Source organism: Cupriavidus pampae, assembly GCF_914271485.1.
In the GTDB taxonomy this organism is placed as follows: Bacteria; Pseudomonadota; Gammaproteobacteria; order Burkholderiales; family Burkholderiaceae; genus Cupriavidus; species Cupriavidus pampae.
In genome coordinates, this window is sequence record NZ_CAJZAG010000025.1 from 1 (window position 1) to 11,939 (window position 11,939).

At 64.9% G+C, this 11,939-nt stretch carries 9 protein-coding genes; 6 read left to right on the forward strand and 3 right to left on the reverse strand.

Going from position 1 to position 11,939, the window contains the following annotated elements; all coding sequences use genetic code 11:
- Window positions 1-151 precede the first annotated feature (151 nt).
- On the forward strand, window positions 152-1,783 hold the full coding sequence (locus LDO41_RS33945; RefSeq protein WP_223995870.1) for an exonuclease domain-containing protein: 1,632 nt from the start codon (window positions 152-154) through the stop codon (window positions 1,781-1,783).
- 108 nt (window positions 1,784-1,891) lie between these two features.
- Window positions 1,892-2,311: a hypothetical protein gene (locus tag LDO41_RS33950; RefSeq protein ID WP_223995871.1), complete on the forward strand. Its 420-nt coding sequence runs from the start codon at window positions 1,892-1,894 to the stop codon at window positions 2,309-2,311.
- 15 nt (window positions 2,312-2,326) lie between these two features.
- Here LDO41_RS33950 and LDO41_RS33955 read toward each other — a convergent pair whose 3' ends face one another.
- Entirely contained in the window at window positions 2,327-4,120 is a 1,794-nt protein-coding gene (locus LDO41_RS33955) for an ATP-binding protein (RefSeq protein WP_223995872.1), read from the reverse strand.
- A 186-nt stretch (window positions 4,121-4,306) separates the two neighbouring features.
- Here LDO41_RS33955 and LDO41_RS33960 point away from each other — a divergent pair, with 186 nt between their 5' ends.
- Complete coding sequence (locus tag LDO41_RS33960) at window positions 4,307-4,981, forward strand: histidine phosphatase family protein (protein WP_223995873.1); 675 nt, start codon at window positions 4,307-4,309, stop codon at window positions 4,979-4,981.
- Here LDO41_RS33960 and LDO41_RS33965 read toward each other — a convergent pair whose 3' ends face one another.
- Together LDO41_RS33965 and LDO41_RS33970 are read right to left on the reverse strand one after the other, a co-directional pair.
- Window positions 4,982-5,755 (reverse strand): SDR family oxidoreductase, encoded by a 774-nt coding sequence (locus tag LDO41_RS33965; protein WP_223995874.1) that lies wholly within the window; start codon window positions 5,753-5,755, stop codon window positions 4,982-4,984.
- 124 nt (window positions 5,756-5,879) lie between these two features.
- Window positions 5,880-6,230 (reverse strand): DUF7696 family protein, encoded by a 351-nt coding sequence (locus LDO41_RS33970; protein WP_223995875.1) that lies wholly within the window; start codon window positions 6,228-6,230, stop codon window positions 5,880-5,882.
- Between the two features lie 329 nt (window positions 6,231-6,559).
- On the opposite strand from LDO41_RS33970, the gene LDO41_RS33975 reads away from it, so the two are divergent.
- The 3 genes from LDO41_RS33975 (at window position 6,560) to LDO41_RS33985 (ending at window position 11,864) form a co-directional block, all read left to right on the forward strand.
- A complete protein-coding gene (locus LDO41_RS33975; protein ID WP_377743548.1) occupies window positions 6,560-8,890 on the forward strand; it encodes a mechanosensitive ion channel family protein in 2,331 nt (776 codons plus the stop codon).
- 517 nt (window positions 8,891-9,407) lie between these two features.
- The gene (locus LDO41_RS33980; RefSeq protein WP_223995876.1) at window positions 9,408-10,679 is read left to right on the forward strand and encodes a helix-turn-helix transcriptional regulator; all 1,272 of its coding nucleotides are present in this window, start codon (window positions 9,408-9,410) and stop codon (window positions 10,677-10,679) included.
- A gap of 132 nt (window positions 10,680-10,811) precedes the next feature.
- Window positions 10,812-11,864 carry an alpha/beta fold hydrolase gene (locus LDO41_RS33985; RefSeq protein ID WP_223995877.1) on the forward strand — a complete coding sequence of 351 codons (1,053 nt, stop codon included), beginning with the start codon at window positions 10,812-10,814 and terminating at the stop codon, window positions 11,862-11,864.
- The last annotated feature ends 75 nt before the right edge of the window (window positions 11,865-11,939 follow it).

Consider the following 11,939-nt stretch of genomic DNA (forward strand, 5'->3'; position numbering starts at 1 on the left):
TCCTACCAATCTCCCCGCAACCCGCGCCAGCGCTGCGTTTCCGCTGCTGCTGTCTTTCGGTTTGTGTTGCGAGGGGGCGAATATTAAGCCGGCCTTCCGACCTTGGCAAGGGGTTCTGCGAAAAAAATTTTCCTTCCATTAGAATCGCCGCATGCCGACGCCTCACGATGCCTATACCTATCTGCCGGAACGCCTGTCTTCACGCGATGCCGGAACCCTCGACGCCCACGCGTTGGCCGCCGCGCTGGCGCGGCCGATTGTGTTCGTCGACCTCGAGACCACGGGCGCCAACGCGCAGAACGATCGCATCACGGAGATCGGTGTGGTCGAAGTCGGGCCCGACGGCATCTCCGAATGGGACACACTGGTCGATCCGCGCACTTCGATTCCGCCGTTCATTCAGAACATGACCGGCATCACCGACGCGGTGGTGCGCGGCCAGCCGACCTTCGAGAGCCTGGCGGAGGCGCTGGCCGAGCGCCTGCAGGGGCGTCTGTTCGTCGCGCATAACGCGCGCTTCGACTACGGCTTTCTGAAGAACGAGTTTCGCCGGGCCGGCATTACGTTCCGTGCGGACGTGCTGTGCACGGTGCGCCTGTCGCGCGCACTCTATCCATCGGTGGAGCGTCACGGGCTGGACGCGCTGATCGCGCGCTTCGGGCTAACGCCGAAGGGACGCCATCGCGCCCTGGCCGATGCGGAGCTGTTGTGGCAGTTCTGGCAACGCATTCACGCACAGTACTCGGTCGATCTGGTCGAGTCGGCGGTGAAGTCCCTGGTCAAGCAGGCGAGCCTGCCCGCCGGACTCGAGGAGACCGCGCTCGACAAGGTGCCCGATCGCGCCGGTGTGTACCTGTTCCATGGCGACGACGATGCGCCGCTCTACGTCGGCAAGAGCATTCATCTGCGTCAGCGCATCCGCGCGCATTTCTCGGGCGATCACACCAACGAGAAGGAGATGCGCCTGGCGCGCGCGGTGCGGCGCGTCGAATGGCGCGAGACGGGTGGCGAGATTGGCGCGTTGCTGCTGGAAGCGCAACTCGTAAAGACGTTGCAGCCATTGCACAACCAGTTGCTGCGCCAGACCAGCGAGCTGTTTTCGTGGGAGCTGCCGCCGGGACTCACCGCGCCGCGGCTCCGCTCGAACCGTCATGTCGACTTCAGTCGCCACGCGCATCTGCATGGTGCCTATGCGAGCAAGGCATCGGCTGTCGCGCATCTGCGCGCGCTGGCCGACGAACACCAGTTGTGCCTGACCACGCTCGGCATCGAAACCCGTGCCAGGCATGGCAATCCCTGTTTTGCGCGGCAGGTGCATCGCTGCGCCGGCGTGTGCGTGGGAGACGAACCGATGGCGAGCCATCGCGAGCGTCTTGCCGCGGCGCTGGCCGTGGCGGCGCTGCGAGCCTGGCCATTTGCCGGTGCGATCGCATGGCGCGAAGGACCCGCGCCACAGCCGTGGCATGTGGTGGAAGACTGGTGTTACCTCGGCTCGGCCCCCGATCTCGACGCGGCCGCGGCACTGGTGACCAATGCCGGTGCAGCATCCGCATCGTCAAACCCGGTGCGCTTCGATGTCGATACGTATCAGATCCTGCTGCCGCACCTGGCCACGCTGATGACCGACGCAGTGCCACTGGAAGCGACTCGTCCGTTCGCACTCACGCCGCTGCCGTTGTTGCTCCCGGCACCCGCCTTGCCTAGCGCACCGCGTAGCACCAAGCCTCGCACCACCAGCACCAGCACCAGCACCAGCGCGCTGCAGCAGCCACTGTTCGCTTGACCGTGCAACGGATGCGATTCCGTGCGCCGTCACACATATCCACGTTGCCATCCCTGATACCGCTCGGCTAGTCTGCGGCTCAGGGCCCCTAAACTCGCTGGAGCCGCCATGCCCGCGTTGCCCCTTCGCTTCGTTCCGTGCGCGCTTGTCGCGATGTGTGCCCTGCCCCTGCTTGCCGCGTGCGGTAGCTTTGAAGGCAACGCGATGCAACGCGTGTTCGACTCCTGGAAGTCGGCACCGATCGAAGAAGCGAAGGCCCAGTGGGGTCCACCGCGTTCGGTGCAGTCGGTGCCCGGCGGCACCGCGTATGTATGGATCGACGAGATTCCGGCCGCGCATGCGCCCGGTAACGGCGCGCGCGATGCAGGGCTCGAACTGCCCCCCGCCACTGGCCAATGTCAGCGCAAGCTCGTGGCCGGACCCGATGGCAAGGTGACCGGCGGCGACTGGAGCGGCACGGCCTGCTGTATCCAGACGTTGATGGGTCGCTGCGCGGCGTTGCTCAATCGCACCAAGACGACTGGCTGACGTCTCCCATCCCTGTTAGCTCTGATCTTCAGGCAAGTCACTGGCTTCCCGCACCGTCTCGCTGATGGCTTGCCGCAATGCGTCGGCAGAGATCGGCTTGTGCAGCACGCGATAGCCGCTGGCATGCAGCGCGCGCAGGCGATCGGGCGCGGTGTCGCCGGTGACGATCAACCCCGGAATTGGTGCGTCGAGATACTCGCGCAGCCAGCCGATGGCCTGGTCGCCCGTGACCTGGTTGGCCAGTCGGAAGTCGGCCAGCACGAGGTGCACTGGTGCCGGCCCTTGTTCGCGCGCGCGTTGATGCGCGGCACAGGCTTCCTCCACGGTCGCTCCCGCATAGACGAGATGTCCCCAGAATGTCAGCAGGTCGCTCAACGCGGCGAGGATCTGCGGATCGTCATCGACCAGCATCACACCGTAGCATTCGATCTTCTGCGAGGCCTGCGAGAATGCGGATAGCGGCGCATCGGTGGCGGACGGCGCGTTGGCATTGCGCGCGAGCGGCACCGTCACCGAGAAGTTGCTGCCCTTCCCCGGAGCCGAGCGCAACGAGATCGGGTGATCGAGCAAGTTGGCGAGCCTGCGCACGATGGCGAGTCCGAGCCCGAGCCCCTGCTCCGCCGGCGCATCGGGCAGTTGCGCGAATTCCTCGAACACGAGGGCCTGCTGTTCGGGCGCGATGCCGGGGCCAGTGTCGATGACCTGAATCTCCATCGCCCCCGGCCGACGCCGCGCACCAACCAGGATGCGCGCCATTGGCGCATAGCGGATGGCATTGCTCAGCAGGTTGTCCAGAATACGGCGCAACAGTTCGGGATCGCTGTCGATCCACGCCTCGGTGACCACCACCTCGAGCCGGCAACCTTGCCGGCGTGCCTGTTCAACATATTCGTCGCGGATATCGTCGAGCAGCGTCGCGAGCGGTAGCGGGCGGCGCCGAATCGTGACAAGCCCCGCATCGAGGCGCGACACGTCGAGCAGTCCATCGAGCAACCCACCCATGCGCTCGAGCGTGGTATCGAGCCGCCGGCCGAGCTGTCGCGCGCCGTCGGCACCGACATCGCCGCGCTCGGCGACCGCTGATAACGAGGCCGACAACAGTCCCAGCGCGTGCAGCGGCTGGCGCAAATCGTGACTGGCGGCGGCAAGGAAGCGTGTCTTGGCGAGGTTGGCCGCGTTGGCGCGATCGCGCTCGCGTTCGAGCTGCCCGATGAGCGCGACATTCTCGAAGCGCAGTTCCACGCCCGAGCGCAGGGTGCGATGCGTGACGCGGCCGAAGTACACATTGACCACGTACAGCGCGAGCGCGAACATCAGGAACACGCGATAGATCGATTCTTCACGGACCATGCAGGTGAGCACGAACGGCAACACCATGATTGTCATAAAGCCGATGTACACACCGAGCCGCGCCGACAGACCGGGCATCGCACCGCACGCCATACCGGCCAGCACGATGCATGCGAAGGCCACCCATTCGGGGTCGGGCGGCAGCAGCCACATCGTCCCGAGAAAACCCCATAACGCGGCCGACAGCCAAGAGAAGATCGCGAAGCGCGTGACCCACTGGCGCGGGGCGGTTGCACCCGATTCGCCGTGCCGAAAGAACATCAGCGACAGGCCGATGCGGCAAAACGTGAGTACATAGATGGCCCCCATCCATGCGAGCAGCAAATGGAATGAGGTGGTTTCGCGTAATGCGTAGACGACCGCCGCCGGAATCACGAAATTGGCAAACAGGATGCCAAGCGATTGACGATACAGCAGCCGCACCATGGCGGCCTCGATGTCGTCACCGTTGTGTGTCATGAGCAGCGGCAAGAAGGCGGTTCAAGAGGGTTACAGTGGGGCAGCGCCAGATATATAGCACCGAAGCAAAACGCCCGATACCCCCCATGCAGCGCGGCCATAGCGCGTATGAATTCGGGCGGGAGTTGCTTTTTGGTGGCGGCGCCACCGCCTAGAATCGCGCATCGCCTTTTATCCATTGCAATCATGGCCATGCTCTTCCTTGTCCGGCACGGACAGGCGTCGTTCGGCGCCGAGAATTATGACTGCCTGTCTGATGTCGGCCGGCAACAGGCACGCTGGCTCGGCGAATACTTTCGGGACCGCGGCGTGACCTTTCGCCGGGTGGTGGCGGGCTCACTGATACGTCAGCAGGACACCGCAAGCGAGATTCTGGCGGGCATGGGTGTGGTGGCGCCCACGCTCGACACCCATGCCGGGCTCAACGAGTACGACGGCGAGGCGCTTTATCGCTGTTTTACGGATGGCGCCGATCACCGCGCGCATCAGAACGGCGATTATCGCGACTACTGGCGCACGTTCCGTGCGGCGTTCCAGGCCTGGACCGAGGACCGGCTGGCGGATATGCCCGAGAGCTGGGCCGATTTCGGCGGTCGCATGCGCGCAGCGCTCGCGCATGCGACTGCGGATGCCGCGCGCGAGGATGCCCTGCTCGTGGTCAGCTCGGGCGGTGCGATCGGGCGCGCCGTGGCGGATCTGCTTGGCGCACCCACCAGCACGGCGATCGAGCTGAATCTACAGTTTCGCAACACCGCGTTCTGCGAAATCATCGTCGGGCGCGACACGCAGCGGCTGCTGAGCTTCAACAACGTGCCGCACCTCGACCTGCCCGAACGCCGGGCCCTGCTCACCTTTGCCTGATCAGACCACGCCGCCGTTGACGCGGATGGTCTGACCGTTGACCCACGAACCGTCGGGACCCGCCAGCATCGCCACGACCGAGGCGACTTCCTCGGGCTTGCCCAGACGTTCGAGCGGGGGCGCCTTGGCGTAGCGCGCGATGACTTCGTCGGTCTTGCCCTCGAAGAACAGTTGGGTGGCAATTGGGCCGGGTGCAACCGTGTTCACGGTAATGTCACGGCCGCGCAGCTCCTTGGTCAGGACGTGCGTCATGGCTTCCACCCCAGCCTTGGTCGCGGCGTATGCGGCGTACATCGGCTGATACAGGCCCACCACGCTCGACGACACATTGACGATACGGCCGCCGTTGCGCAGCCGGCGCGCCGCCTCGCGCAGCGTATTGAAGGTGCCCTTGAGGTTGATCGCCACCTGCTGGTCGAAGATCTCGTCGGTGGTCTCCGCCAGCGTGACCACTTTCATGATGCCCGCGCTGTTGACCAGCACATCGACGCCGCCGAACGCGGTCTCGGCCGTATCGAACATGCGGGTAACGGCCGCCGGGTCGCTGACATCGGCCTGCGCCGCCACCGCGCGACCACCTGCCTTGACGATACGGGCGACCAGGGCCTCGGCTTCGGACGCGCGTCCCGCGAAGTTGACGATGACGGCGAAACCGTCGCTGGCGAGGCGTTCGGCGATCGCGGCGCCGATGCCGCGCGAGCCGCCGGTGACAAGGGCGACCTTGCGGTCTTCGTTATGGGTGCCAGTGGCTTGGGTCTGGGCTGCTGCATTCATGATCGTTCTCCTGGTTCGGTGCTCGCCGGCGATGTCCGACGCGCTTGACCTCACTATGGACGACCGAATGCAGAAGATAATCGGACGAAAATCGCGAACACTGTCCGATATTGACGAACAATTCTTATGCCAGCGCGGACTCGCGATAGCGCTCGATCGCTGCGGCACGTATCGCGTCAGCCTTGGCGGCGAGGCGCAGCGCGATATCGGCGCCACGCTGTTCGGCAACCCGCGTGATGAACGCGTCGCGCAGCGGGGGGCAGAGCGTGGCCACGTGAGAGGCTTCGCAGAGCAACTGCCACGCATGGGGCTGACCGGCATAGTCGTGGCGCCGGCTGAGCAATGCGGCGTCAATCGCCGCGGCAATATCGGCAGCCATCTGGGCGTCGGTCTCGCGCGGAGCGGCGAATGCGTGCGCGTGGTAGCCGCTGCGTGCGGCGGCGCGGTTGGCTTCAAAGGCTGCGGCTTGTTGCATGGTGTCTCCCCTTTTCCCCTGGGTCAGTGCAAGCTGGGTGCAATCGCTCTGACCAGTCGTTCTGCAAAGCGCATGCCAGTTCGGGCTCGGAGGCGGCCATGCTGCGCGGCGGCGTCGTGCGGCAGGACGGAACACCGCGTGCGCTGGAGGTTCCGGACTTCGCCACCCTACGTGCGTCGGGGGATAAGAACAGGCCTGCGGAAGGGACACCGTGGAACGCCGCACGTTACGGGTTACGTAACGACGCGTGACACAGGACACGGCGGAAGGTACCAAGCGTCCCACGATGCGCTACAGTGACGCGCATGCCGATTGTCCATCCCTCGCCCATGAAACAGCCGCCGCGCCGCCTGCGCTCGACATTGGCGCGCGTCATGCTGATCTGGCTGACTCTGACGATGTGGCTGGCCACGCCCGCTTTCGCGGCGGTCAGTCCGCTGGTGGCGGCGGCGCAGAAGCTCGAGGCCGCCGCGTCGACGCCGGCGGCCAGCGAACCGCTCGCCCAGTCGCTCGACCAGATCATCGGCACGTTGCAGAACGACAAGCAGCGCGACACGCTGGTAGAGCAACTCAAGGCGCTGCGCAGCGGGATTGGCGCGTCGGGCGTGGCGGCGGGCCCGGCCAGCGCGGTGCAGCCCGGCCTGATCGGCGTGGTCTCCAAGGCGCTCGATCAGGTGGACAGCAGCCTGGACAAACAGCACGGCGCGCTGCAGTACTGGAACTGGCGGATACGTTTTGCTGGCGAGGAGTGGCACGCGGCGCTGACCATGCACGACACGCGGCCCAAGGTCGTGTCGATCCGGGAATTCGGGACCGTGTTGATCGCCTGGGGCATGGCCGGATGGCTGCTCTGGGAGCTCGCGCGCCGCTTCCATCAACGGCGACTGCAGGCGGCCCGGCCGGCGCATCTGCCGACCGTGCCATCGTGGATCGATGTGGGGATCTATTTCACGCGGCGCATCGGCCCGTGGATCGTTGCCTTTGCGCTGACGCTGGTGCTCACCTATCAGGTCTTTGGCCGCACGCCGGCGAGCATGGCGGCGGTGCTGGTGGCGCTGTCGATGCTCTGCGGCGCGTTGCTGAGCGCGTTCTGCCAGGTCATCTTCGCGGTGTTCTCGTCGGCGCATCGCGCGGCGGCCGTGCGCGATCTGCTGTACCACTCGCCGTGGCTATTGTTCGCCACCGGCGCACTCGCGGCGCTCGGCGAAGCCACAACCGACACACGCGTGATCGCCGCGCTTGGCGCGAGCCTGTCGGCGCTGATCGGCACCTTTGCCAACATTCTCGCGGCGATCCTGATCGCGGCGTTTGCGATTCGCTTCCGCAGGCAGATCGGTCAGTTGATCTCGTTCCGGCCGCTCGCCACGCGCCAGTCCTATCCCGCATGGATGGATGTGCTGCGGCTGGCAGGCCAGTCCTGGCATCTGCCGGTGCTGGCGGTGGTAATGGCCTCGGTGCTCGGGACGCTGATGGCCAGCGGCCGTGCCGACGAGATCCTGCGCCGCGCCGTGGTGTCGGTCACGCTGTTCGTGGCCGCGACGCTGCTGAACCTCGTGGTCGGTCGCTCGCCCAAGTCCACCACGCGCCCGCCGCGGCTACGCGATCGCCGGCGTTCGGCCTACGTCGCGCGCTTTGGCCGCTTTGCGGTGGCACTGGTACGCGTGGCCATCTGGTTTGCATTCCTGGAGGTCACGGCGCGGATCTGGGATACCTCGCTGATGCAGCTCGGGGAGTCGACGCTGTTCGGACGGCATGTGGTGCAGGCTACCGTAAGCGTGATCGCGATCGTGCTGCTGTCGTGGCTGGTCTGGCTGCTGATCGACACCGCCATTACGCAGACGCTGTCCCCCACGCATGGCCGCGCCGGCCAGCAGCCGAGCCTGCGCGCGAAGACGATTCTGCCGCTGGTGCGCAACGCATCGTTCGTGGCATTGCTGGTCATCGCGCTGATCGCGGTGCTGGCCAACCTTGGCGTCAACGTTACGCCGCTGCTCGCCGGTGCCGGCGTGGTCGGCCTGGCCATCGGTTTCGGCGCGCAGAGCCTTGTGCAGGATCTGATCACGGGGCTGTTTATCGTGATCGAGGACTCGATCGCGATTGGCGATTCGATCGAGCTGCCCGACCACGTCGGCGTGGTTGAAGGTATGACGATCCGCACCGTACGCATCCGCGACGGCAAGGGTGCCTTGCACACGCTGCCGTATAGCCAGATCAAGGCCGTCAAGAACCTGTCGCGCGGCTATGCATACGCGGTCTTCAATATTTCCGTGGCCTATGACAGCGACTTCGACCGCGTGCTCGAGATCATCCGCAGTACCGGCACGGAAGTCTCGCGCGACCACCGTTATGCGCGTAACCTGCTGTCGAGCCTCGATATTCTCGGCCTCGACCGTTTCGATCCCAACGGGATTGTGGTGCTCGCGCAATACAAGACGCGTCCGCTGATGCAATCCGAGATCGCGCGTGCGTTCAACGTGAGGCTTAAACGCAATTTCGACAAGGCTGGAATTCGCCTGGCGGCCCCGCGCGTGACGGTGCAGGTGGACGGAGGGGCGGCGCGCGCGGATGACGAAGCCAAGGCGGCGCAGGTGGCCAGTGTGGATATCGCTAAAGCTGCGGGCGCCGCAAGCGTCACATCCACCGCGACCGATTCCGCCTAGCGGTTTCGCATTTCTTGCAATTTTCGCGAAATGGGACGCCTATGGCATATGGCTGTCGCTTTTGCGCAAATCCTTTTCTAATCAAACGCTTGAACGGTTGCAATCGTACGGTCGGCGAGTAACCATTGCGCCAGCCATTAGTGGTCGGACCGGTTGCGCGCCAGCTTGGGCGGCGCCGCCTGAATTCCACGACAACGTGATTGCCAACTTTCCCGCAAACGATGTCGTGGCGCGCCTCGGAGCGGATTGCGCGCCAAAGCGCAAGATGCAGTCAGTCCCCTCCAAGGCGGGATTCTCCCGCACCGGGGTTATGGCTGATCATTTGCCGCATACGATTGGCACTCATACGAAGCGGGGGCACTACATGACCACTCCGCTCACCAGATAGTCGTGGAAAAGAGAAGCGTCGCTGCCGGCTCCAGACCGGGGGACGACGATGGTCAGCATACATATAAGGACCACGCCTCGCCGCAGTGGTCTGAGGAAACAAGGCGTTTGCCACCGGGGGGAAATCATTATGGGCGAACACCCGTCTTCGGACGATCAATTCCATCGCCTCGTCGACTGCATTTACGAGTCTGCGATGGACGTGGCTGCCATGCCGGCCGCGCTCGACTTATTTTCCCGCTACACGTGCACGACGAGCCCGCGCTATCTGATCTGGGACAAGCTCGCGGGTGAGACGCGTCTCGGTGTGACGCCGCATGGCTGCTTTACCAATGCGGCCGCGATGCCGGAGAGCATGCGCATATTGCCGGCCTATGTCGATGACGCGGCGCGCCGCTGCGAGTACGAACGCCTGCACGGCGCGATGCAGTCCGACGCGCGTGGCGCGGGCGAGGCTATCGGCACGCTGACCACGATGGCCAGCCCGCTGATCGCGCTGGCCCCCCAAGCGGTCACGCACCACGGCACATACGATTGTCATGGCCTCGAACAGGGCATTCGCTTGTTCGACACCAGCGATGTGTGCGTGCTGATGAGTGCGATGGCCGATGGCTCGCATCTGGCCGGCGAGTTGTCGAGCGATCATCGCGAGCGCAGGCTGGCGCATGTGATGCCGCACTGGGCGCGTGCCGCGCGCATGCAGCATCGCAACTTCGAATTGAGCGGCCTGGCCTCGATGGGCCTGGCTGGACTCGATACGCTGGACTTCGGCGTAATGGTGCTGCAGGCGGACCTGCGCGTGCGCTATGCCAATAGCTGGGCCGAGTCGTTGGTGCAGGCCGATACGCATCTGTCGCTCGAGCATGGTGTGCTGCGCGCGCGGACCGAGCCCCTGCAGGGCGTGCTGACGAAGATGCTGCAGTCTGCCGCGCTGGGAGGCCGCAACGGGGCCGCCGCGGCGGGTTCGTGGATGCATATCACGTCGGGCGGTCAGCCAGTGCCGCTGATCGTGATGCCGCTGGTATCGCGGCAGCCCGTGGAGGGGCCATGGCAACTGCCTGCGGCCATGCTACTGATGGGCAATTCGGAGTCGCGCTCGGTACTCGACGCCGCCGTGCTGACATCGCTGTTCGGTCTGTCGCGTAAGGAAAGCATCATTGCGATCCGGCTCGCTGCTGGCGAGACGCTCAACGAGATTGCCGAACGCGAATTCCTCTCGCCGCATACGGTGCGCGTGCACATTCGCGATACCTTGCGCAAGACCGGCACGCATCGGCAATCGGAACTCGTGCGGTTGCTGCATCTGTTGCCCGGCGTGGATCTCGGGCGGGCTGGGGCGGCGACAGCGGCCTCCGCCGCGACGGAGGCACGGCCGGTGCGGCAGACGGCACGGGCACGCTGACGCATTGGGTACTAAGCAAAGGAGGCGCTGCGGCGCCTCTTTTGCATTTGGGACGGGGGCAGGAACTTTGCCCGGCGGGGATGGGTCAGTTGTGCGACCATCCCCCACTCTCCCCGACGCGAGACCTCCTCCATGCCGTCCGTTCGCCCTGTCTGTCCTTCTTTCCTGAAAACCTCCCTGTTGCGCTCGGCCGTGGCCGCGCTGTGCGCTTGCACGCTGGTGGCGCCCATGGTGGCCAATGCTGCCGACGACGGTCCTGCTTATGGACCCGAGCTGGAAGGCTTCGACTATCCCGCGCCGGTGCAGCGGTTCTCGTTCACGTCGCAGGAGGAGCCGATGCAAATGGCTTACCTCGACGTGCAGCCCACGGGCAATCCGAATGGGCGCACGGCGGTGCTGCTGCATGGCAAGAATTTTTGCGCGGCGACCTGGCAGGAAACCATCAAGCAGTTGAGCGGTGCCGGATATCGCGTGATTGCGCCGGATCAGATCGGGTTTTGCAAATCCACCAAGCCGCAGCGGTATCAGTACACGTTTCAGCAACTGGCGCGCAATACGCACGCGCTGCTGACCTCGCTTGGGGTTGCGCAGGCGACGATCATTGGCCATTCGACTGGCGGCATGCTGGCGATGCGCTATGCGCTGATGTATCCGAACGAGACGCGGCAGCTTGTGCTAGTGAATCCGATCGGGCTTGAGGACTGGAAGGCCAAGGGTGTGCCGTCGTTGTCGGTGGATCAGTGGTATCAGCGCGAGCTGAATACGTCTGCCGACCGGATTCGCAAGTACGAGCAGAACACGTACTACGACGGACAGTGGAAGCCGGAATATGAACCCTGGGTGCAGATGCTGGCCGGGATGTATCGCGGGCCGGGCAAGCATGTCGTGGCCTGGAATTCGGCGCTGCTGTACGACATGATTTATACGCAGCCGGTGGTGTATGAGCTTGGCGCGATCAAGACGCCGACGTTGCTGTTGATTGGCGACAAGGACAACACGGCGATTGGCAAGGACGCGGCGCCGGCGGAGATTCAGCCTACGTTGGGGCGGTATCCGGAGTTGGCGAAGGCTACGGTGAAGGCGTTGCCGAATGCTACGTTGGTGGAGTTTCCTGCGCTGGGACACGCGCCGCAGATGCAGGATCCGCAGGCGTTTCATAAGGCGTTGTTGCAGGGCTTAAAGTGAGGGGGGCCCTCTCCCCCGGCCCCTCTCCCCGAGGGAGAGGGGAGAAGGTCTGTTGGGGGGCTGCGCCCCCCAACG

Coding starts and splice junctions, on each gene's coding strand:
- LDO41_RS33975 (WP_377743548.1), top strand. CDS start 6,560: ATGAAACAGCCGCCGCGCCGCCTGCGCTCGACATTGGCGCGCGTCATG.
- LDO41_RS33945 (WP_223995870.1), top strand. CDS start 152: ATGCCGACGCCTCACGATGCCTATACCTATCTGCCGGAACGCCTGTCT.
- LDO41_RS33960 (WP_223995873.1), top strand. CDS start 4,307: ATGGCCATGCTCTTCCTTGTCCGGCACGGACAGGCGTCGTTCGGCGCC.
- LDO41_RS33980 (WP_223995876.1), top strand. CDS start 9,408: ATGGGCGAACACCCGTCTTCGGACGATCAATTCCATCGCCTCGTCGAC.
- LDO41_RS33965 (WP_223995874.1), bottom strand. CDS start 5,755: ATGAATGCAGCAGCCCAGACCCAAGCCACTGGCACCCATAACGAAGAC.
- LDO41_RS33985 (WP_223995877.1), top strand. CDS start 10,812: ATGCCGTCCGTTCGCCCTGTCTGTCCTTCTTTCCTGAAAACCTCCCTG.
- LDO41_RS33950 (WP_223995871.1), top strand. CDS start 1,892: ATGCCCGCGTTGCCCCTTCGCTTCGTTCCGTGCGCGCTTGTCGCGATG.
- LDO41_RS33970 (WP_223995875.1), bottom strand. CDS start 6,230: ATGCAACAAGCCGCAGCCTTTGAAGCCAACCGCGCCGCCGCACGCAGC.
- LDO41_RS33955 (WP_223995872.1), bottom strand. CDS start 4,120: ATGACACACAACGGTGACGACATCGAGGCCGCCATGGTGCGGCTGCTG.